The sequence below is a fragment of the Glutamicibacter sp. MNS18 genome (assembly GCF_026107515.2).
Lineage (GTDB): Bacteria > Actinomycetota > Actinomycetes > Actinomycetales > Micrococcaceae > Glutamicibacter.
The window spans coordinates 13,816-34,054 of sequence record NZ_JAPCHW010000007.1; the positions used below are offsets into that span (position 1 = coordinate 13,816).

Here is a 20,239-nt window from a genome sequence, read left to right on the forward strand (position 1 = left end):
TTTCCGCTACACTGGTTGAGGTCGCACGGGCCCTGAAGCCCGGTGCAGCCCAAGCGAGTGTGGCGGAATTGGTAGACGCGCTGGATTTAGGTTCCAGTGTCTTCGGACGTGAGAGTTCAAGTCTCTCCACTCGCACCGTGAACAAGAGCCTTGCGTGCCGTACCCGATGGGGCGGGAGCAAGGCTCTTGCCATGTCCGGCCTGTCGAGCGCACGGGCCCGCAGGCCTGGCATGTGTGCGGACGTATGATGGTGGGGCATGACATAGGCCAACGCCACGGGAAGGGAAGGCATCATGGAATCGGAACCTCTTCCAACGGTTTACAGCCTGGCGGCCAGCGACCCGGATAGTGAGCTGGTCGAACGTTCCGCGGTGGACCCCGAGTCCTTGGAGCAGATCGAGAAGATCATGGCCCAGATGGGGCGCCTTCGGGCCGTCGAACGCAAGATTTCCCGCAGCTCGCAACGCTACATGAAACTCAATGAGACCGATATGCGCGCCTTGCGCCTCTTGATAGCCGGAAAGCACCGCGGAGACTTGGTGACTCCCGGTCAGATCGCCAAGCACGTGAACGTCAGCACCGCCTCGGTGACGAAGATGCTCGACCGGCTGGAGGCCGGTGGGCATATCACTCGCCGCCCGCACCCGAACGACCGCCGCTCGCAATGTGTGGAGATCACCCCCGAAACCCATCTGGCCGCCCGCGAACAGGTGGGACGGCACCACGCCGTGCGCTTCGAGGCCGCCCGCCGGCTCACCCCCGCCGAACGTGAGGTGGTAATCCGCTTCCTGGCCGAATCCGCCGATGACCTCGAAGCGAGCCTGGAGGGGCGTACCCCGTGAACACCGCCACGCCACTGAACCTGGTCTGGTTCCGTGATGACCTGCGGGTGGAGGACCACCCGGCGCTGCATGCGGCCATGCTTACCGGTCCCAGCGTGGCGATCTACGTGCTTGATGAAACCAGTGACGGGGTCCGCTTACTTGGCGCCGCCGCCCGCTGGTGGCTGCACCATGCGCTCCAAGCGCTTCACAGCGATTTGGCAGCCCTGGGTGTGCCGCTGCTGCTGATGCGCGGTTCGGCAAACGAGGTCCTTCAGCGCGCCGTCCGGGAGCTGGGCGCCGCCCACCTGCACCTCAACCGGCGCTACGCAGCGGCCGAGCGCGAGATCGACGCCGCGGTGGCGACCGGGCTGGGTGCTCTGGGATGCGCAGTCCACAGCCACGAAGCCAACCTGCTCGCCGAGCCCGGGCAGGTGCTCAACGGGCAGGGTGAACCCTACAAGGTCTTCGCCGCGTTCCACCGCCGGATCCTGGAGCTGGAATCCCGGCCGCTGGTCCCGGTACCCCGGGAACAAACGCGCCCCCGGGTACCGGCGACCGCTGGCGCCGTGGACCTGGAGCAGCTGCAGCTGCTGCCCACCGGTCCGGACTGGAGCGCGAAGCTGGCCGAGCACTGGATCCCGGGGGAGGCAGCCGCCCGGGCGCGGCTGGACGAGGTGGTCCGGGCTATCGCCGGGTCCTACGCCCAGCACCATGACCGGCCCGATCTCGATGGAACCGCGCGGCTCTCGGCCGCCCTGCGCTGGGGGCATCTGAGCCCGGTCCAGGTCTTCGAGGCACTCACCGGCTTGCTCGGTGACCCCACCGCCAACGAAGGTGCCTTCGCGATGCGCCGCCAGGTGATCTGGCGGGACTTCTGCTGGCACCTGCTGGCCCACTTCCCGCACATCCCCGAGCGGAACTTTCGACCGGAATTTGATGCCATGGATTGGGCCTGGCCCCAGGACGATCCGCAGGCCGCGGACGAGATGCGGGCCTGGCAACGCGGCATGACCGGATACGGGCTGGTGGACGCGGGGATGCGCCAGCTGTGGGACACCGGATGGATGCACAACCGGGTACGCATGGTTACCGCCAGCTTCCTGGTCAAGAACCTGCTGATTCACTGGAAAGCCGGGGAACAGTGGTTCTGGGACACCCTGGTGGATGCCGATCTGGCGTGCAATACCGTCAACTGGCAGTGGGTGGCCGGCAGCGGGACGGACGCCGCGCCGTACTTCCGGGTGTTCAACCCCGAACTGCAGGCCCGTAATTTCGACCCGAACGGATCCTATGTGGCGCACTACGCCCCGCTGGGCAGTGCCCCGATCGTGGATCTGAAGGAATCGCGCCTGCGCACCCTGGAAGCCTACGCCAACGTCACCGCGCGGCGCCAGGGAGGGTAACCCGCCCGGCCCGCGGCTGCGGCGGTGAACCGCAATGCGCTAGTGTCACAAGGGACGGGAAGTGCGCCCCGCCCACCGCCGGACGGCACCGGCAGAAGGGACAGGCTCTTGTGGCAGGATCCAGACCAGAACTCGCCGGCCAGCTAGCGGGCGCCTACGAAGAGCGCTTCGTGGTGCACCTGACGGACCTGCCCCGGTTGCTGGGCCTGATGGCAGTGCCCTGGGCGGGATGGTGGTTCGGGTTGCTGGAAGCCTCGGTGATGTTGCTAGTCAGCGGCGGCACCTGGGCGCTGCGCTACTACGGCAGCAGCCGGTTCCGCGACCTGTCCGGCCAGCTGGTGCTGCTCGCCGCAGGCCTGTTCAGCGTGCTGGGCACCTACCGGCAACTTGTCTGGCTCGATCTGGTCATGCACCTGCTGGTGCTGTGGGTGCTGACGCTGCTGGTCCATGATGCCCTGCGCGCGCACGGCTTGCTGTCCGGGGGATTGACCGGCCGGTTGCGCTGGGGCGAGGCCATTGCGGTCACTTCCTTGGGCGCCTCGCTGGCGGTCCTGTGGGAAATCGGCGAATGGATCGGCCATGAATTCATCGACCCGGGGGTCGGGGTCGGCTACCGCGACACGATCGGGGACCTGGCCGCGGGGATGCTCGGGGCGGCCGTGGCCGCCTGGAACATCTGGCGGGGGTCCGCCCGGAGCGGGACAGGGCAATGACGACCTTGAGCGTGGTGGTTCCGGTGCTGGATGATGCCGTGCACCTGCGCAGCCTGCTGCAGGCCTTGGCTCTCCAGTGCCGCCTGGCGGAGGAGGTCATTGTGGTGGATAACGGGTGCTCGGATGACAGTGCCGCGCTGGCGCGGCAAGCCGGGGCCATGGTGGTCACCGAGCCGCGCCGGGGGATTGGCCCGGCCGCGGCCACCGGCTACGACCATGCCACCGGTTCGATCGTGGTGCGCTGCGATGCCGATACCCTGCCCCCGGCCCATTGGCTGGAACGCATTGCCGGCCGATTCGAGCGCGACCCGCAGCTCGGGGCACTGACCGGCCCCGGATACTTCACCGACCTGCCCGCCGGCGCCCGGGCAGCCGGATCGCTGTTCTACACCGCCGCGTACTTCGGCGGCTACACCGCCGCACTGGCCCGCACCCCGTTGTGGGGATCAAATATGGCCTTCCGTCGGGACCTGTGGCCAGCGGTACGCCCGGGAGTGCACCTGCAGATCCCGCACATCCATGACGACCTGGACTTCAGCTGCAACCTACCGGCGGGGACCCGGGTGCGTTTCGACCCCGGACTGCGGGTGGGCGCGGCGGGCCGGGTCTTTACCCGTGCCGGGGGCCTGGGTGATTCGGTGCGCCGGGCCCGGGCCACCCTGGCGGCCAACGGGGGACGCGACCTGGTCTTCGCCCGCTGGCACGCTGCACTGGGGCTGCCCGCAGGCCGCTAGTCGGCTGCGGGGGACCTCACTGCCCGTTGGCAGCAGCGCCCCGCGACCGCCTGTCCGCTGCCAGTTTCTCGGCCGCCGCGGTGATGCTGCGGGCCATGGAGGAGAAGATGATGCCATGGAAGGGCACCAAGGCATACCAGTAGAGCCGCCCGGCCAGCGAGCGCGGGAAGAAGATCGCCCGTTGCATGTACCGGTAGCGATCACCCTCGGGCCGGAAGGTGAACTCCAGCCATGCCCGGCCCGGCACCCGCATCTCTGCGCGCAGCCGCAGCATCCGTTGCGGATCCAGCGCCTCGACCCGCCACCAGTCCACCACATCCCCCAGCTCCAGCCGGGTGCGGTTGCGCCGGCCCCGGTTCAACCCCACGCCGCCGGCCAGCTTGTCCAGCACCCCGCGGATCCGCCAGGCGATCGGCAGCGAGTAGTAGCCGGTGTCACCGCCCAGCGAGGAGATGACCGTGAACAGCTCCGCCGGTCCGGCGCTGGTCAGCCGTTCCCGGCGATCCAGGTAGACCCGCCGCCCGGCCCACTGCGGGTCCGAGGGCAGCGGCTCTCCCGGGTCACGCACCGGGTGGGCGGTGGCCCAACTGGTCTGCACCGCATCACTGCGGATCTTCTCCAACGCCAGTTCCAGTGCCCGCGGATAGTCGGTCAGGCCCCCGGCAGGCGGGGGGATCAGCTCATCGATCCGGCGGTCGCGCATCACGCAGTGGTGTTGCAGGGAACCAACCAGCGGGATTGCCAGCGAGCGGGGGATCGGGGTGACCAGGTTGACCCATTGGGCCGCCAGCCACGGGGTGAGCACCGGTAGCGCCAGGATCCGCGGACGGCGGATGCCGGCCGCCTCGGCGTACAGCTGCATCAGTTGCGCATAAGTGTAGGCCCGCTCTCCGCCGATATCCAGGCAGTCGTTGACCGGCTCGGGCAGCTGCGCGGCTTGCGCCAGGTAGTACAGGGTATCGCGCACCGCGATCGGCTGCACCTTGTTCAGTACCCAGCGCGGGGCCGGCATCACCGGCAGTACATCGGCCAGGTGGCGGACCATTTCGAAACTGGCCGAACCGGAGCCGATCACCAGTCCCGCCTGCAGCACCAGCACCGGTACCGGGCCGGCATCCAGGATCCGCCCCACATTCACACGCGAGGACAGGTGGTGACTCAGCTCGCCGTCGGGGTGCAGCCCGGAGAGGTAGACGATCTGCCGGACCCCGGCCTCGGCGGCGGCCCGCGCCACCACCTGCGCGCAGCGGCGTTCCATGGCGGCGAAGTCGCTGGTGGCCGCCATGGAATGGACCAGGTAGAAGAAGACCTCGGCATCCCGGCACAGCTCGGCGGCGGCCGCGGGATCGGCCAGGTCCCCCTGGATGACACCCACCTGCTGCCGCCAGGGCACATCACGCAGGGATTCGGGCCGCCGGGTGAGCACCGTGACCTCATGGCCCTGTTCCAGCAGCAGCGGCACCAGCCGCCCGCCGAGGTACCCGGTGGCCCCGGTGACCGCGACCCGGCTCATGCCGCGACCCGATCGCCGCGCCGGCTGCGCAGCACCCAGGCCAGCGCCAGCGCGCCGAGGACCAGCACCCCGCTGCCGGTGAAGGCGGCGATCGCCACCGTGTCGGAGGCGTTGGGGGAGTCAAGGCGGCTGACCCCGATCCAGGCGATACCCCAGGCCATGGCCGCCGGGGCACCGAGGTGGCCGCGGCTGTACCAGCAGGTGCCCAGGCCGATGAGCACGGCCACCGCCAGCAGGGCCACGGCCAGCGGGGTTATCCAGCTGGCGTCCTGTCCCACCCCCAGCGAGCCGAGCAGGGCCGCGGTGTTGGCAATGCTGGCCACGTTGACCCAGCCCAGGTAGAGGCCGAAGACCACCCACATCAGCCAGCGTTCCACCGCCGAGGGCGCGGGGGTGGCCACCAGCAGGATGAACAGGCGGATCAGCACCGCCAGCAGGATCAGGATCACCGCCAGGCTGGCCGCCAGCCAGCCCAGCTGGACCACGCCGATCCAGACGGCGTTCAGCAGCGCGGAGGCGATGACCCAGCCGCGGGTGCGGGCCTGTAGCACCGAGGTGCGGGCGGTGCCGGTGAACTGCCAGATCGCGTAGACCGCCAGCCCGCAGTAGATCACGCTCCAGATGCCGAAGGCCGGGCCCGCGGGGGAGAGCAGGGTGGAATCGGTGTCAAGCCAGCCGCCGGAGGCCTCGCGGATGGGGGTTCCGCCCCAGGCCCCGCTGCCCAGGAAGGCACCGAAGATGGCGATCGCCATGGCCGCGGCGGTGAGCACCGGGATCCCGAGCGGCGCGCGGCGGGTGGACTGGGTGGTTCTGCTCATGTTGCTGTCTCCTTGGGTATTTTGCGGGAATTTGAGATCAGGACTGGACATGACAAACTATCTAAACAATGATGTATCTAACTTAGCTAATTATCAACTACACGAGAGAAGTTCCCATGGAGCAGACAGGAAAGACGGCACGGGACGCGGCACGGTTGTTCCAGGAACTCATCGAGCATTGGGAGACGGCGGACGCGGCGGCCCGGCAGCGGCTGAGCCTGAACGTCACCGACTTCAAGGCGCTGAAGCTGCTGTGCGAGCGCGGACCCCTGGGACCCGGCGAGCTGGCCGGCACGCTGCATATCAGCACCGCCACCACCACCGGCGTGGTGGACCGTCTGGAATCCCACGGCTACGTCACCCGCACCCTGCATCCCACCGACCGGCGGCGCAGCAGCATCACCGTGAATGACGCCCTGATCCAGGATCCCCTGGCCCCGGCGCACGCCCTGCTCAGCGACGTGGATACCGTCCTGGCGAGCAGGCCGCAGCCCGAACGCGAGCAGATGCTCGCCTGCCTGCGCGAATTGAGCGACAGGATGCGACACACGATTTCGCAATTCCCCGTCCCCAGCCACCACCCAGCGAAGTGACCAGAGATGACTGCCACACACCCCAGCCCGCAACGCACCCGCCAAGCCCCGGCCAGCCACCACGGTGAGGCCGAGGAGGAGCTGATCCGCGCCCAGCTGCAGCAGCTGCTGCAGGACCAGCAGCGGCGTACCGCCCGCTACTCCCGCGCCACCGCCGATCTCTGGCAGCGGATCGCCCCGACCGTGGGCGCGGGCAAGCTGACCCGCCCGAAGCTGGTGAGCCTGGGCTACCGCACCTTCGGCGGCAAGGACCAGGCCCGCAGCATTGACCTGGGTTGCGCCTTCGAGCTGCTGCATAGCGCCTTGCTGATGCATGATGACGTGATCGACCGCGACTTCATCCGCCGTGGCCGGCCCACCCTCTCGGCGCACTACCGCGACCAGGCCCGCGCCGCGGGGCTGGAGCCGGCGGCGGCCGAGCATGTGGGCGGCAGCGCGGGGATCATCGCCGGGGACTTGCTGCTCAGCGCCGCCATCCGCCAGGCGGCGCGCGCCGCGGCCGGGCTGCCCGCGGCCGAGGCCGTGGGCCAGGCCTTCGAATTGGCCGTGGCGCAGGCCGGGGCCGGGGAACTGGAGGACCTGCTGTACTCGGTGCAGGCCCTACCGGCCAATACCGCCGAGGTGTTGCGGATGGAGGAGCTGAAAACGGCCGGGTACTCCTTCCAGCTGCCGTTGCTGTGCGGGGCCCTGCTGGCCGGGGCGAGTGAAACCGAGGCTGCGGGGATCAGCGACATCGGCTGCCGGCTCGGGGTGGCCTACCAGGTGGTGGACGACATCCTGGGCTGCTTCGGGGATCCCCGCAGCACCGGCAAGTCGGTGGAGTCGGACCTGCGCGAAGGCAAGAGCACCGTGCTGACCGCCCTGGCCTCCGAGGACGCCGACTTCCAGGCCGAACTGGCCGCCTACCGCAACGGGAGCAGCAGCATCCAGGCCCTGCGCCAGGCCTTGCACCGCAGCGGGGCGGCGCAGACCGCCCACCGGCTGGCCGCCAGCCTGTGCACCGCGGCCCTGCAGTCCCCGCATTTCAACGCCTTGCCGCCGCACACCCAGCAGGAGTTGCAGGGCTATGCAACCTTCATCCTCGAACGAAAGGTCTAGGGCCATGGGACCGACCGCCTTGCAGTTGTACACCCGGACCGCCTCGCGCAGCGCGCAGGTGGTCATCGGGGAGTATTCCACTTCCTTCTCGCTGGCCTGCCGGCTGCTGGGCCGTACCACGCGCGCCCATATCGCCAACATCTACGCGCTGGTGCGGTTGGCGGACGAGGTGGTTGACGGGGTGGCCAGCGAGGCCGGATTGCCCGCCGTGGCCATCGCCGAGGCTCTGGATAGGCTGGAGCAGGAGACCGAGGCGGCCCTGCGCACCGGATACAGCACCAACCTGGTGGTGCACGCCTTCGTCTGCACCGCCCGCCGGCACGGGATCACCACGGAGCTGACCGCCCCGTTTTTCGCCTCCATGCGCCAGGACCTGCAATCCCAGAGCCATGACGAGCAATCGCTGGAGCACTACATCTACGGCTCGGCCGAGGTGGTCGGGTTGATGTGCCTGAAGGTCTTCCAGGCCATGCCCGGGGCCCGCCCCGATCCCCAGAAGCACAGCGAGCAGGCCGCCCGCCGCCTGGGCTCCGCATTCCAGAAGGTCAACTTCCTGCGCGACCTGGCCGCCGACAGCCAGGAGCTGGGGCGCACCTACCTGCCCGAAAGCCACCCCTCGCGGTTGGACGAACAGGTTAAGATGCAGTTGGTGCGGGATATCACCGGGGACCTGGATGCCGCCCTGGACGGGGTGCCCTACCTGGCGCCACGGGCCGCACAGGCGGTGCGGATGGCCCATGGGCTGTTCAGCGAACTGAACGCCAAGCTGGCCCGCACCCCGGCCCGTGACCTGTTGGAACGCCGGATCTCGGTCTCCAGCCCACGCAAGGCCCTGATTGCGGCCCGCACCTTCCTACCGGCCACGAGCAGGAGACACGTATGAGCCCGACAGAACCCCAATCCGTGATCGTCATCGGCGGCGGCTTCGCCGGCCTGGCCAGTGCAGGCCTGCTGGCCGCCGCGGGCCACCGGGTGACCCTGCTGGAACAGGGGGAGCACCTGGGCGGACGGGCCGGCAGGCTGCACCGTGGCGGGTTCAGCTTCGACACCGGTCCCTCCTGGTACCTGATGCCCGAGGTGTTCGAGCACTGGTTCGGGCTCATGGGAACCAGCGTCCAGCGCGAACTGGACCTGGTGGAACTGGAAACCTCCTACCGCACCTTCTTCGAAGGCCAGCCGCCGGTGGACCTCAGCCCGCAGACCGCCGCCGCCACCTTCGAATCCCTGGAACCCGGCGCCGGATCCCGGCTGCGGGACTACCTGGCCCAAAGCTCCGGGAACTACCAGCTGGCCCTGGAGCATTTCCTCTATGACGACTTCGCCCGCCCGGGCAACCTGGCCAAGGGATCGATCCTGCGCCGCCTGCCGCAGCTGCTCCCGCTGCTGCTGCGTTCGCTGCACGACCACGGCGCGGCCCGATTCCAGGATCCGCGCCTGCGCCAGCTGCTGGGTTACCCGGCCGTGTTCCTGGGCAGCAGCCCACGACGCACCCCGGCCCTGTACCACCTGATGAGCCACCTGGACCTGGTCGAGGGGGTGCGGTATCCGCGGGGCGGATTCAGCGCCCTGGTGGACGCGATGGCCCGCACCGCCGAAGCCGCCGGGGTCCTGCTGGTCACCCGCGCCCGGGTCACCGAGCTGTCCACCGATGGTGCCGATGGCGCGGTCAGCGCCGTGCAGTGGATCGATGAGCACAACGACACCCACCGCAGCCCCGCCCAGATCGTGGTCGGCGCCGCGGACCTGCACCACCTGGAACACCAGCTGCTGCCCCCCGCGCGGCGCACCCGCAGCAAACGGCAGTGGAACCGCGCCGACCCGGGCCCCAGCGCCGTGCTGCTGTGCCTGGGCATCAAGGGCAAGCTGCCGCAGCTCGAACACCACAACCTGTTCTTCACCCGCGACTGGGACGAGAACTTCTCCCGTATCGACAGCGGCCGGCCGCTGCAGGCCGAAACCAGCATCTACGCCTGCATGCCCAGCGCCACCGATGACACCGTGGCCCCTGAAGGCCATGAGAACCTCTTCGTTCTAATCCCGGCACCGGCAGCACCCTCCTGGGGCCGCGGCGGGGCCGACGGCACCGGGGATACGATGGTGGAGCAGGTCGCCGAGGCGGCCATCGACCAGGTGGCCCGCTGGGCGGGCATCGACGATCTGCGCCAGCGGATCGTGGTGCGCCAGAGCTTCGGCCCGGCCGACTTCGCCCAGAACTTCGGGGCCTGGCAGGGCGGCGCGCTGGGACTGGCGCACACCCTGGGGCAGAGCGCCTTCCTGCGCCCCGGGATCCGCAACCCCAAGGTGCCCGGCCTCTACTACGCCGGATCCTCGGTCCGCCCCGGTATCGGCATCCCGATGTGCCTGATCAGCGCCGAGCTGGTCGCCAAGGCGGTCGCGGGCGTGAGCGCTCCCGGGCCGCTGCCGCTACCGGTGCCGGCGGGGGAACCGAGCTGATGGCCTACCTGCTGACCCTGCTGGTGCTGATCGGGTGCATGGTGCTGCTCGACGCCCGCTACCGGCTCTTTGTCTTCCACCGCCCCGTCCCGGCCCTGCTGTCGCTGGTGCTGGGTACCGGCATCTTCGTGCTCTGGGATGTGCTGGCCATTGCCGAGGGCATCTTCCTGCACCTGGAATCCCCGTGGATGACCGGTATCATGGTGGCCGACCAGTTGCCGCTGGAGGAGATCTTCTTCCTGTTTTTCCTGTGCTACCAGACGATGATCCTGGTCAACGGATGGCAGCTCTTCCGGGCGAGAACCCGTCCCATCCAGGCAAGGGAGAGCCGATGAGTTTCATGCAGATGGGCCTGTTCTTCGTGGCGGGGTCGCTGGCGCTGCTACTGCTGGCCATGGCGATCCGGCGTCCCGGGGTGGGTCGGGTGCTGCCGGCATTGCTGGCTGCCACCGCCGTACTGTTCCTGCTCACCGCCGTGTTCGACAACGTGATGATCGCCGCGGGGCTGTTCGATTACGGTGAGCACCGGCTGCTGGGGGTGCGCGTCGGGTTGGCGCCGGTGGAGGACTTCCTCTACCCGCTGTGCGCCGTGATGTTCATGCCCGCCCTGTGGTGGCTTGTGGGCGGGGATGCTCCGCGCACAGGAAGGAAGGAGCGGCCGTGAGCAAGCTAGCCTCGTCCCTGATCCTGACCTCCCGGCCGGTGTCCTGGATCAACACCGCCTACCCTTTCGCCGTGGCATTCCTGCTGGCCGGCGGGTGCATCGACTGGCGGTGGATCGTGGGCAGCGTGTTCTTCCTGGTGCCCTACAACCTGGTCATGTACGGGGTCAACGATGTCTTCGACTACGAGTCCGACCTGCGCAACCCGCGCAAGGGCGGGGCCGAGGGGGCACTGCTCGAACGCAGTGTGCACCGTCAGGTGTTGTGGGCCTGCCTGCTGGTGGCCGCCCCCTTCCTGGTGGCTCTGGCTTCCGGCGGTGGTGGCGCGGCGAACCTGGCACTTGCCCTCTCCATGGCGGCACTGCTGGCTTACAGTGCCCCGGGGTTGCGTTTCAAGGAACGCCCCTTCCTGGATTCGTTGACCAGTGCGGTCCACTTCGTTTCCCCCGGGGTCTACGGTTGGCTGCTGGCCGGAGGCGAGCTCACCCTGGCACCGCTGGCCGCGTTCGGGGCGTTCCTGCTGTGGGGCATGGCCTCCCATGCGCTGGGGGCGATCCAGGATATCGAGCCGGACCGCCGGGCCGGACTCGGATCGATTGCCACGGTGCTCGGTGCCCGGCGCACCGCCAGGCTGGTGGCCCTGTGGTACGTGTTGGCCGGGCTGCTGGTGCTTCTCGTTCCCGGCGAGGGGCGCTGGGCGGCGCTGCTGGCCGTGCCATACCTGTGCAACGTCCTGCCGTACCTGAACCTGGCGGACCGGGACGCCGGCACCGCGCACCGCGGCTGGGTGCGTTTCCTCTGGTTGAACTACCTGGCCGGGTTCCTGCTGACCATGCTGCTGATCTACCTGGGATGGCGGCGGTGAGCGGTAGCACACGGGCCGCGGACCGGACTCCGACCGGTTCCGCCCGCAACCGGGCTATGGTGGAAGCACTCTGCAAGCAATGGAAAATTTCGACTGGTAAGTGGTGGATTCAATGCACGTGGTAATGCTCTCCGAGGACGGGCAACCGATCGGGACCCAAGAGAAGACGCTGGTGCATACCACCGACACCGCCTTGCACCTGGCGTTCTCCTGCCACCTGCTCAATGACCGGGGCCAGGTGCTGGTTACCCGCCGCGCGCTGTCCAAGATCACCTGGCCGGGAGTCTGGACGAATTCCTTTTGCGGGCATCCACAGCCCGGTGAGGACCCGCTGGACGCCGTGCGGCGCCACGCGCGGCACGAACTCGGGTGCGACATCACCGATCTGGCCGTGGCATTACCCGACTTCCGGTACCGGGCCACCGACGCCTCGGGGATCGTGGAAAACGAGATCTGCCCGGTGCACACCGCACTCCTTGTTGGTGACTTGACCCCGAATCCCGAGGAAGTCATGGACTGGCAATGGGTGGATCCCGTCGACCTGGCGCGTGCGGTGCGCGCAACCCCGTGGGCGTTCAGCCCCTGGCTGGTGGAGCAACTGCCGCAGCTGGGGATTTACAACCCTTAGGCGATACCGGTGGTGCCGACGAAACGGGATCAGCCAGGCATAATCCGCAATGTAGCCGGTGATATCCGGCGGGACAAGTTCCGTTGAAGGACGCACTATTTCCTGATCGAGGCCCTTTCCTGGACCCGAAAAACTGTCAAGCAGCCGTCTGGACGTCGTTGCCCTGGATCGAAGCGAAAACCGCGTTGCCCCGGCCCTGCTGGCCCAGGACCCGCCCCAGGGTCCAGAGGGAGAAGAACACGATCAGGAACGGGACCGCCACATGCAGCGCCGGTGGACTGTCGTCGTACTAAACCCAATGGGTAACACCGGCGCTGAACGCCACTACAGGAGCCGTTCCCTGCGTTCCTCGAGGGGGACGGCTTTGCTGCACCCGAGGCCATGTACCGGTTATCGGTGCTTCGTTCGCTTCGCGTGTCCGGTAGCCATCGAGGTGAACCTATCAAGCATAGCTAGCAACCTGAGCCCAGTATTGTTACCTTTTGTTTTACTGAGGTTTCGCTCTGGTTTTCAGGTAACCCGTTGAGCTTCGTAGTCTCAAATCGAAACCAAGCGTAATTTTTGCCCAATTCCTCAACCACTTTTGGAGCATGCGGAACGCTCCGAGGGGTATTTCCCGCCGCGGTCCTTGAGTGAGGGAGATCACGCAATTTTTCTTGAGTTGATATTTATCTACCCAAGTAGACGTAAGTTCAGTTGCTTAAGATCTACCCTGCAACCCTTGATTTGCACTGTCAAACCGGATGTCGGATTCACGGTGTCCTGCGGCAAAATACCTACTGAAAACGTGCTTTACGGCATCGAATCGTGGTTTCGCTCGGATGTCGAAAGATGCTTATCTTTATGGAGGGGCAACACGCTGATTGCCTCTACACCGCAACACAACTTTGGGGGACTGTTGCCTAGCGCGACGGTTGTGTCTTACTTGGGGGAAGAGTGATTTTCACTTGGGGTGTGACCTCACGGGGCGCACGGCTTGACTGTCAAGCCGTGCGCCCCGAGGGGCAATTTATGCCGGGTCGGGGAGAGACGGAAGCATCCGTGCCCGTCCTCGGGATTAATCCGGAACCGGACCATAGCGACCGCCACACCCTGCGGCAGGACGTTGGTGGTTCACATGCATGAAGTGTCAGAAGCGGTGGGTTCAAGGAATACCTTTGTGTTCTGGCAACGCTCGTACTCCATCGACAGGGCGGCGTTGATCGCCCAACTGGCCCAGAATCCTGACTATCGTGTGGTTCTGGTTGCCCAGGATACGCGCCGGCGACAAGTCGGGTTTCGGGATGGAACCGGGATATTCGGTGCGGCAGAAATCGTTGCTGAACCAGATCAGGTGGTCGTGGAAGAACTTGCCGCGTTGCCGGCCGAAGATGCGGTGCATCTGGTGGAGGGTGCGGCGCACGAGATCTGGAACAACGAGGCAGTGATCGAGTCGTGGATCCGTTGGCGTCCAAGGGTTGTCCTGCTGGAGGAATCCTGGACTGCTGACGGTGGCGCAGGGCGACGGCATACCCGGGCCCTACGTTCGTTGTCGCGTCTGGGCGGAAGGCTTATCGCTGCCGTACTGGTCGCCGGGAGCCACTCGGCGTATGAGTTCGCTCGGCTGGGTTTCGGCGAGGTTTTCCCGTTCAATCACTTCACCGAGAGCGATCGACCTGAACTCAGTGGATCTCCTGCCGGCCAGCAGTGCACCTGCATGGTCACGGGGGAGCAAGTTAATGGAGGCAAGATGATGAACCTTATGAAACGGCCGAGAGGGGTTCACCACGTCGGTTCGATGCGGCGTGCTAGCCATCAATCTGGCGTCGCGGTGCCAAGCACACTGGGCCACGCACAACCGGAGAGCATAAACCCAGGGGCAGTCGCCGTGGCTGAGGCAGAACTACTGGCAAGCGCCCTGGAGGCGAGTCAACAAAAGACAGAACTGGCTGCGGTGTGGACGACCAGCCAACTGTCAGCGGATTCCGGGGCCGGGTATCTTGAATCGATTCTGAAATACCTGGATCACCCCGAGACGGCTCGTCCCCAGGCGCCCTGGCAGAGCAGCGTCAAGGTGCGCTACCGGCGCGCCCAGTAGCTCGGTACTTGATGGCCGGGGTTTCCGGATCAGTGTCGCCCAACGGAAGGTCGGACCGCCCGGATCGCGCCGCTCGGTGGACTGCTTCGCCGGGGTGTTCCGCGCATGCAGGCTCCGGCCAGTGTCCGGATCCGGTAGGCCGGTGCGAGCCCGATCGCCACTGGGGACAGTGACTCGCAGACCCGCCCACGGCACGACCCGAACGTTCCAGCGGATAGGGTCATGGCCAGCGGATATCCAATTCCAACTGACGGGCGAGTGAACGGAACCAGCGTTTCTCGTACTCGGAGATGTCCCTGGCCAAGGCGCGGCTGATCCCCTGGGCCACGAAGTCCTTGCTCCAGATCCCGAGATCGATCAATCCCGGGATGACAAACCGGTCGAACCGGTAGTTGTCGAAGGACAGGGTCTCATCCCGTTGGGCCAGGGAAGCGCCCTTGCGCCCGTTGGTATCGAAAACCCTGTTGAAGATCGTTGCGGTCACGCGCGGATGGTCGCCAAGCCAACGCAGGAACGTGCGGCCATGATCACCGACGCTGGTCCAGGAGATGAGGAAAAGTACGGCCCCATCATGGGCCGGCGCCTCAACCAGACCTTGCTCTACCCAGTCGAACATGATGTCGCGGTTCAGGTTGCGATCCCAGTTCTTCGGATTCTTCCAATAATCCTCGGACCACTGGTCGCAGAACACGTCCAGGTCCCCGGGGAACAGCGCCGGGATCGCCTGCAGGGCCACTGTGCGATGCGGCAGGGGATAGTATCTGGCTGCGTGTTCGGGGGAGCGGCTGGCCAGGCTCACCAGGCTGGCGCAGTCCCAGTGCCGCTGCGCGAGCCGGCCCTTCCAGGCGGGGTCCGTTGGCGCCGCGGTGGCATCAGCCTGGGACGGCACCCAGTGGTTTGTCCAGCTCGCGCCGCTGGGGGCACCGCTGATCAGCTGTGCCTGTTTCACCAGCTTGCGTGCGATGGCCCGGCGCGAGTCGACCGGAAGCCGCAGCAGTTCCCCCAGTAGTTCATCGGTGCTACCTGTGGCCAGCAGATCGCGGAACGGGGCGGGGTTTTGCGGCATGTGTTCGTCTCCGGGTTCTGTCCTAGACGAAGTTCTCGGTGCCTTCGATGGTGTTCATGAAGTGGTTCATGAAATCGGCGAAGTCTTCGGTATCGGAGGCCTGATCCAACTCGACACTTTGCACGACCGCATCATCCAGATGCAGGTCCACACTCGGGCGCTCACTGATGTTGAATCGGAACACCCGTCCGGTGGACGTGGCAATCTCGTACCCGCCGTCATTGATCGCGGCCAGCTGGTTGACATTCGTGTTGTTGATCGTGATCGCCGCCTCGGAGGCCGTCAGATCCGCCGGGTCGATCGGAGCCACCACCAATTCGGCCGGTTGGCGCCGGTAGCCGATAACCTTGAGTCCGCCACTACCAGCCATGCCGTCAGCTGCCACCAGGTTGTAGCTGGCGAAGTTCGGGATCTGCTGGTCGAAGGCTTCGTGCAGCAGGCGCTTGACCGTATCGACGGGGTTTTCGGCTGGGCTTATGTCCATACCCCACACTCTACTAAGGTTGACCGACATTCTCGGGGACAAAAGCTCCTGGCGAAATATGTCAGAACGTGGCACGGGGAATCCGAATCCGCGAATTGGGCATAGGCTTTGTCAACCAGCGGAAGGCGGCACTTGATGCCCGGACGCCTGTTGGTGCTCACGTTCCTTGGAGTGAGCCGCGGCAAGCGCAGGCCGCCCCGCGGGTGTACATGAGCATGAATCAGGGATTCTTCGCCGCTGATTGAGTAGTTCGCCGTGTCCATTCCGGCGCCGGTGACTGGAAACCATGATCGAAGCCTTCGCGCAAATCCGTCTAAAGCTCGCTCTCCGCGAAGATCGCTGGGCAGATTGACCAATGCAAGTCGAAAATAATTTATGTCATTGTCGCGTCATGGGTTATCCGATTGGTCATATTGACTTCTAGAATTTGAGTCATGAGCCAGGACACTACACCAGATATCAAGCCACGCTCACGGGTGGTCACCGATGGTATCCATGCAGCTCCCGCGCGCGGCATGCTGCGTGCGGTCGGCATGGGCGATGAGGACTTCGCCAAACCGCAGATCGGCATCGCCAGCTCGTGGAACGAAATCACCCCGTGCAATCTCTCGCTGAACCGTTTGGCGCAAGGTGCCAAGGAAGGCGTGCACTCCGGCGGTGGATTCCCCATGCAGTTCGGCACCATCTCGGTCTCCGACGGCATTTCCATGGGCCACGAAGGTATGCACTTCTCCCTGGTCTCCCGTGAAGTCATCGCCGACTCGGTGGAAACCGTAATGATGGCCGAGCGCCTGGACGGCTCGGTGCTGCTGGCCGGGTGCGACAAGTCGCTGCCCGGCATGCTGATGGCCGCCGCCCGGCTGAACCTGTCCTCGGTGTTCCTCTACGCCGGGTCGATCATGCCCGGCTGGGTCAAGCTGGAAGACGGCACCGAAAAGGATGTCACCCTCATTGACGCCTTCGAAGCGGTCGGAGCCTGCGCCGCCGGCAAGATGAGCGAAGAAGATTTGAACCGCATCGAAAAGGCGATCTGCCCCGGTGAGGGCGCCTGCGGCGGCATGTACACCGCCAACACCATGGCTTCGATCGGCGAGGCGTTGGGTATGAGCCTTCCGGGTTCCGCCGCCCCGCCCTCGGCCGACCGCCGCCGCGATGTCTTCGCCAAGCGCTCGGGTGAAGCGGTGGTCGAGATGCTGCGCAAGGGCATCCGTGCCCGCGACATCATGACCAAGCAGGCCTTCGAGAACGCCATTGCCGTGACCATGGCCTTCGGCGGTTCCACCAACGCCGTGCTGCACCTGCTGGCCATTGCCCGCGAAGCCGAGGTGGACCTGACCCTGGCCGACTTCAACCGGATCGGCGATAAGGTGCCGCACCTGGCGGACCTGAAGCCCTTCGGCCGCTACGTGATGACCGACCTGGACCGCATCGGCGGGGTGCCGGTGATCATGAAGGCGCTGCTGGATGCCGGGCTGCTGCACGGGGACTGCCTGACCGTGACCGGCAAGACCGTGGCCGAGAACCTCGCCCACATTGCCCCACCGGATCCTGATGGCAAGATCCTGCGCGCCATGAACGATCCGATCCACAAGACCGGCGGGGTCACCGTGCTGCACGGCTCGCTGGCCCCCGAGGGTGCCGTGGTGAAGTCCGCCGGCTTCGATGCCGACGTCTTTGAGGGAACCGCTCGCGTGTTCGAGCGCGAGCAGGGCGCCCTGGAAGCCCTGGACCGCGGAGAGCTGCAGGCCGGGGATGTGGTGGTCATCCGCTACGAAGGCCCCAAGGGCGGTCCGGGCATGCGCGAAATGCTCGCCATCACCGGTGCCATCAAGGGCGCGGGCCTGGGCAAGGATGTCCTGCTGCTCACCGACGGCCGCTTCTCCGGAGGAACCACGGGCCTGTGCATTGGCCACGTGGCCCCCGAGGCCGTGGATGGCGGCCCGATCGCCTTCGTCAAGGACGGGGACAGGATCCGCGTGGATATCGAGGCCCGCAGCTTCGACCTGCTGGTCGATCCGGAGCAACTCGAAGCCCGCAAGGTCGGCTGGGAGCCGTTGCCGGCGAAATTCACCTCCGGGGTGCTGGCCAAGTATGCCAAGCTGGTCAACTCGGCGTCCACCGGCGCCTACTGCGGCTAGCAACTGGTTTCAAGGGTGGGTGGACACCGAGCGGTGTCCACCCATCGAACACTCATCTCATATAATGAGACGCGTGACGTGTCGTGTTGAACTTTACCAAGAGTTGGACAAGACTGGGTATATGCAAACAAACACCAATGTTCTACTAGTTATCAGGCGCGGAGCCTGAAACGCTGTCTGAACCAGACAGAACATTCGGTGACGCGCATAGCCCCCTTTCGTCAGTCGTGACGGCCGCGGGGCGTTTTTTATGCGCAAATGAAGAGATAGAGAAGGAAGGATCCCGATGAGCAACGGAAAACCTGCCAATCCGGCTACGGTTGCCAAGTCATTGAACCGCAGCAAGGATGCCACCGCTGTCTCTTCCGTCGTGGAGGCTTCGAACCCGGTACAGGGTCCGAATAATATCGTCGCTCCCACACAGATGACGGGCTCACAAGCCATCGTCCGCTCGTTGGAAGAACTGGGCGTCAGAGACGTCTTCGGATTACCCGGTGGGGCCATCCTTCCCACCTACGATCCGCTCATGGACTCAACCAAGCTCAATCACATCTTGGTTCGTCATGAACAGGGTGCAGGCCATGCCGCACAGGGTTACGCGATGGTGACCGGGGAAGTGGGCGTATGCATCGCCACCTCCGGGCCGGGCGCAACCAACCTGGTCACCGCACTGGCCGATGCCAATATGGACTCGGTACCGATGGTGGCCATCACCGGCCAGGTCAACAGCGCCTTCATTGGCACCGATGCGTTCCAGGAAGCGGATATCGTCGGCATCACGATGCCGATCACCAAGCACGCCTTCCTGGTCACCAAGGCCGAGGACATCCCGCGGGTGATGGCCAGCGCCTTCTACCTGGCCCAGACCGGCCGTCCCGGCCCGGTGCTGGTGGATATCACCAAGGATGCGCAGACCGCGCAGACCACGTTCTCCTGGCCACCGAAGGTGGAACTGCCCGGTTACCGGGTAGTGACCAAGGGGCACAACAAGCAGCTGCGCGAGGCCGCCAAGCTGATCGCCAGCGCCACCCGACCGGTGCTCTACGTGGGCGGCGGCGTGATCAAGGCCAATGCGCACGAGGAACTGAAGAAGTTCGCCGAATATATCGGCGCCCCGGTGGTCACCACCCTGACCGCCCGTGGCGCCTTCCCGGACTCGCATGAACAGCATGTGGGCATGCCGGGAATGCACGGTGCGGTCTCGGCCGTGACCGCGCTGCAGCAGTCCGACCTGCTGATCACCCTCGGGGCGCGCTTCGATGACCGGGTCACCGGTGTGCTGCACACCTTCGCGCCGAACGCGAAGGTGATCCACGCCGATATCGACCCGGCGGAGATCTCCAAGAACCGCACCGCGGATGTGCCGATTGTCGGTTCGCTGGATGAGATCATCCCGCAGCTGCATGCGGCCTGCGAAACCCGGTTCGAAACCGAGGCGCAGCAGGACCTGAAGCCGTGGTGGGACCTGCTGGACCGGCTGCGCACCACCTACCCGATCGGCTTCACCGAAACCCATGACGGGCTCACCGCCCCGCAGCGCGTTATCGAACGCATCGGTGCCCTGACCGGCCCCGAAGGCGTGTACGTGGCCGGGGTGGGGCAGCACCAGATGTGGGCCGCGCAGTTCGTCAAGTACGAACGCCCGCGCTCCTGGCTGAACTCGGCCGGGCTGGGCACCATGGGCTACTCGGTGCCCGCCGCGATGGGCGCCAAGGTGGCCCAACCGGACCGCGTGGTCTGGGCCATCGACGGGGACGGCTGCTTCCAGATGACCAACCAGGAACTGGCCACCTGCGTGATCAACCAGATCCCGATCAAGGTCGCGATCATCAACAACTCCTCGTTGGGCATGGTCCGCCAGTGGCAGACCCTGTTCTACGATGCGCGCTACTCCAACACCGACCTGAACACCGGTCACGGCACCGCACGCATCCCGGACTTCGTGAAGCTGGCCGACGCCTACGGGTGCGTGGGACTGCGTTGCGAACGCGACGAGGACATCGATGCGACCATCGCCAAGGCGCTGGAGATCAACGACCGCCCGGTGGTCATCGACTTCGTGGTCTCGGCCGACTCGATGGTCTGGCCGATGGTCCCGGCAGGGGTCAGCAACGACCAGATCCAGATTGCCCGGGGCATGACCCCGGAATGGGAAGAGGAGGACTAGAA

20 protein-coding genes and 1 tRNA gene are annotated in these 20,239 nt (G+C 66.1%); 16 read left to right on the top strand and 5 right to left on the bottom strand.

Annotated elements, in window-relative coordinates:
• Nucleotides 1-53: 53 nt before the first annotated feature.
• The 5 genes from OK351_RS11400 (at nucleotide 54) to OK351_RS11420 (ending at nucleotide 3,674) form a co-directional block, all read left to right on the top strand.
• A tRNA-Leu gene (locus tag OK351_RS11400) sits at nucleotides 54-135 on the top strand.
• A 158-nt stretch (nucleotides 136-293) separates the two neighbouring features.
• A complete protein-coding gene (locus OK351_RS11405; RefSeq protein ID WP_265158985.1) occupies nucleotides 294-842 on the top strand; it encodes a MarR family winged helix-turn-helix transcriptional regulator in 549 nt (182 codons plus the stop codon).
• Nucleotides 839-2,227 (top strand): cryptochrome/photolyase family protein, encoded by a 1,389-nt coding sequence (locus OK351_RS11410; protein ID WP_265158987.1) that lies wholly within the window; start codon nucleotides 839-841, stop codon nucleotides 2,225-2,227. The genes OK351_RS11405 and OK351_RS11410 overlap by 4 nt, the downstream gene beginning before the upstream one ends.
• A 110-nt stretch (nucleotides 2,228-2,337) precedes the next feature.
• On the top strand, nucleotides 2,338-2,940 hold the full coding sequence (locus OK351_RS11415) for a DUF2238 domain-containing protein (protein ID WP_265158989.1): 603 nt from the start codon (nucleotides 2,338-2,340) through the stop codon (nucleotides 2,938-2,940).
• The gene (locus tag OK351_RS11420) at nucleotides 2,937-3,674 is read left to right on the top strand and encodes a glycosyltransferase family 2 protein (protein WP_306349484.1); all 738 of its coding nucleotides are present in this window, start codon (nucleotides 2,937-2,939) and stop codon (nucleotides 3,672-3,674) included. Before OK351_RS11415 ends, OK351_RS11420 begins: the two co-directional genes overlap by 4 nt.
• Before the next feature lie 16 nt (nucleotides 3,675-3,690).
• Here OK351_RS11420 and OK351_RS11425 read toward each other — a convergent pair whose 3' ends face one another.
• Together OK351_RS11425 and OK351_RS11430 are read right to left on the bottom strand one after the other, a co-directional pair.
• Nucleotides 3,691-5,187, bottom strand: coding sequence for an SDR family oxidoreductase (locus OK351_RS11425; RefSeq protein WP_265158991.1), 1,497 nt, complete (start codon nucleotides 5,185-5,187; stop codon nucleotides 3,691-3,693).
• A complete protein-coding gene (locus OK351_RS11430; protein WP_265158994.1) occupies nucleotides 5,184-6,005 on the bottom strand; it encodes a tryptophan-rich sensory protein in 822 nt (273 codons plus the stop codon). Before OK351_RS11430 ends, OK351_RS11425 begins: the two co-directional genes overlap by 4 nt.
• 116 nt (nucleotides 6,006-6,121) lie before the next feature.
• Here OK351_RS11430 and OK351_RS11435 point away from each other — a divergent pair, with 116 nt between their 5' ends.
• From OK351_RS11435 to idi, 8 genes are all read left to right on the top strand, one after another.
• The gene (locus OK351_RS11435; protein WP_265158996.1) at nucleotides 6,122-6,598 is read left to right on the top strand and encodes a MarR family winged helix-turn-helix transcriptional regulator; all 477 of its coding nucleotides are present in this window, start codon (nucleotides 6,122-6,124) and stop codon (nucleotides 6,596-6,598) included.
• A gap of 6 nt (nucleotides 6,599-6,604) precedes the next feature.
• A complete protein-coding gene (locus tag OK351_RS11440) occupies nucleotides 6,605-7,696 on the top strand; it encodes a polyprenyl synthetase family protein (protein ID WP_265158998.1) in 1,092 nt (363 codons plus the stop codon).
• A gap of 4 nt (nucleotides 7,697-7,700) precedes the next feature.
• Nucleotides 7,701-8,579: a phytoene/squalene synthase family protein gene (locus OK351_RS11445; protein ID WP_265159003.1), complete on the top strand. Its 879-nt coding sequence runs from the start codon at nucleotides 7,701-7,703 to the stop codon at nucleotides 8,577-8,579.
• Nucleotides 8,576-10,150: a phytoene desaturase family protein gene (crtI, locus tag OK351_RS11450; RefSeq protein WP_265159004.1), complete on the top strand. Its 1,575-nt coding sequence runs from the start codon at nucleotides 8,576-8,578 to the stop codon at nucleotides 10,148-10,150. Before OK351_RS11445 ends, crtI begins: the two co-directional genes overlap by 4 nt.
• Nucleotides 10,150-10,485: a lycopene cyclase domain-containing protein gene (locus OK351_RS11455; protein WP_306349485.1), complete on the top strand. Its 336-nt coding sequence runs from the start codon at nucleotides 10,150-10,152 to the stop codon at nucleotides 10,483-10,485. Before crtI ends, OK351_RS11455 begins: the two co-directional genes overlap by 1 nt.
• Complete coding sequence (locus OK351_RS11460; protein ID WP_265159005.1) at nucleotides 10,482-10,814, top strand: lycopene cyclase domain-containing protein; 333 nt, start codon at nucleotides 10,482-10,484, stop codon at nucleotides 10,812-10,814. The genes OK351_RS11455 and OK351_RS11460 overlap by 4 nt, the downstream gene beginning before the upstream one ends.
• Nucleotides 10,811-11,677: a prenyltransferase gene (locus OK351_RS11465; protein WP_265159006.1), complete on the top strand. Its 867-nt coding sequence runs from the start codon at nucleotides 10,811-10,813 to the stop codon at nucleotides 11,675-11,677. The genes OK351_RS11460 and OK351_RS11465 overlap by 4 nt, the downstream gene beginning before the upstream one ends.
• Before the next feature lie 112 nt (nucleotides 11,678-11,789).
• Nucleotides 11,790-12,305: an isopentenyl-diphosphate Delta-isomerase gene (gene idi / locus OK351_RS11470; RefSeq protein ID WP_265159007.1), complete on the top strand. Its 516-nt coding sequence runs from the start codon at nucleotides 11,790-11,792 to the stop codon at nucleotides 12,303-12,305.
• A 136-nt stretch (nucleotides 12,306-12,441) separates the two neighbouring features.
• On the opposite strand, the gene OK351_RS11475 is transcribed toward idi, so the two are convergent.
• Entirely contained in the window at nucleotides 12,442-12,567 is a 126-nt protein-coding gene (locus OK351_RS11475) for a hypothetical protein (RefSeq protein ID WP_265159008.1), read from the bottom strand.
• 855 nt (nucleotides 12,568-13,422) lie between these two features.
• Here OK351_RS11475 and OK351_RS11480 point away from each other — a divergent pair.
• Nucleotides 13,423-14,382: a hypothetical protein gene (locus tag OK351_RS11480; protein WP_265159009.1), complete on the top strand. Its 960-nt coding sequence runs from the start codon at nucleotides 13,423-13,425 to the stop codon at nucleotides 14,380-14,382.
• A 220-nt stretch (nucleotides 14,383-14,602) separates the two neighbouring features.
• Here OK351_RS11480 and OK351_RS11485 read toward each other — a convergent pair whose 3' ends face one another.
• Nucleotides 14,603-15,448, bottom strand: a complete 846-nt coding sequence (locus OK351_RS11485) for a hypothetical protein (RefSeq protein ID WP_265159010.1) — start codon at nucleotides 15,446-15,448, stop codon at nucleotides 14,603-14,605.
• Between the two features lie 22 nt (nucleotides 15,449-15,470).
• The gene (locus OK351_RS11490; protein ID WP_265159011.1) at nucleotides 15,471-15,932 is read right to left on the bottom strand and encodes a hypothetical protein; all 462 of its coding nucleotides are present in this window, start codon (nucleotides 15,930-15,932) and stop codon (nucleotides 15,471-15,473) included.
• Between the two features lie 434 nt (nucleotides 15,933-16,366).
• Here OK351_RS11490 and ilvD point away from each other — a divergent pair, with 434 nt between their 5' ends.
• Together ilvD and OK351_RS11500 are read left to right on the top strand one after the other, a co-directional pair.
• Nucleotides 16,367-18,070 carry a dihydroxy-acid dehydratase gene (gene ilvD / locus OK351_RS11495; RefSeq protein WP_265159012.1) on the top strand — a complete coding sequence of 568 codons (1,704 nt, stop codon included), beginning with the start codon at nucleotides 16,367-16,369 and terminating at the stop codon, nucleotides 18,068-18,070.
• A 286-nt stretch (nucleotides 18,071-18,356) separates the two neighbouring features.
• On the top strand, nucleotides 18,357-20,237 hold the full coding sequence (locus tag OK351_RS11500; RefSeq protein ID WP_265159013.1) for an acetolactate synthase large subunit: 1,881 nt from the start codon (nucleotides 18,357-18,359) through the stop codon (nucleotides 20,235-20,237).
• The last annotated feature ends 2 nt before the right edge of the window (nucleotides 20,238-20,239 follow it).

Coding starts and splice junctions, on each gene's coding strand:
- OK351_RS11405 (WP_265158985.1), top strand. CDS start 294: ATGGAATCGGAACCTCTTCCAACGGTTTACAGCCTGGCGGCCAGCGAC.
- OK351_RS11420 (WP_306349484.1), top strand. CDS start 2,937: ATGACGACCTTGAGCGTGGTGGTTCCGGTGCTGGATGATGCCGTGCAC.
- OK351_RS11425 (WP_265158991.1), bottom strand. CDS start 5,187: ATGAGCCGGGTCGCGGTCACCGGGGCCACCGGGTACCTCGGCGGGCGG.
- OK351_RS11430 (WP_265158994.1), bottom strand. CDS start 6,005: ATGAGCAGAACCACCCAGTCCACCCGCCGCGCGCCGCTCGGGATCCCG.
- OK351_RS11435 (WP_265158996.1), top strand. CDS start 6,122: ATGGAGCAGACAGGAAAGACGGCACGGGACGCGGCACGGTTGTTCCAG.
- OK351_RS11440 (WP_265158998.1), top strand. CDS start 6,605: ATGACTGCCACACACCCCAGCCCGCAACGCACCCGCCAAGCCCCGGCC.
- OK351_RS11445 (WP_265159003.1), top strand. CDS start 7,701: ATGGGACCGACCGCCTTGCAGTTGTACACCCGGACCGCCTCGCGCAGC.
- crtI (WP_265159004.1), top strand. CDS start 8,576: ATGAGCCCGACAGAACCCCAATCCGTGATCGTCATCGGCGGCGGCTTC.
- OK351_RS11455 (WP_306349485.1), top strand. CDS start 10,150: ATGGCCTACCTGCTGACCCTGCTGGTGCTGATCGGGTGCATGGTGCTG.
- OK351_RS11460 (WP_265159005.1), top strand. CDS start 10,482: ATGAGTTTCATGCAGATGGGCCTGTTCTTCGTGGCGGGGTCGCTGGCG.
- idi (WP_265159007.1), top strand. CDS start 11,790: ATGCACGTGGTAATGCTCTCCGAGGACGGGCAACCGATCGGGACCCAA.
- OK351_RS11480 (WP_265159009.1), top strand. CDS start 13,423: ATGCATGAAGTGTCAGAAGCGGTGGGTTCAAGGAATACCTTTGTGTTC.
- OK351_RS11485 (WP_265159010.1), bottom strand. CDS start 15,448: ATGCCGCAAAACCCCGCCCCGTTCCGCGATCTGCTGGCCACAGGTAGC.
- OK351_RS11490 (WP_265159011.1), bottom strand. CDS start 15,932: ATGGACATAAGCCCAGCCGAAAACCCCGTCGATACGGTCAAGCGCCTG.
- ilvD (WP_265159012.1), top strand. CDS start 16,367: ATGAGCCAGGACACTACACCAGATATCAAGCCACGCTCACGGGTGGTC.
- OK351_RS11500 (WP_265159013.1), top strand. CDS start 18,357: ATGAGCAACGGAAAACCTGCCAATCCGGCTACGGTTGCCAAGTCATTG.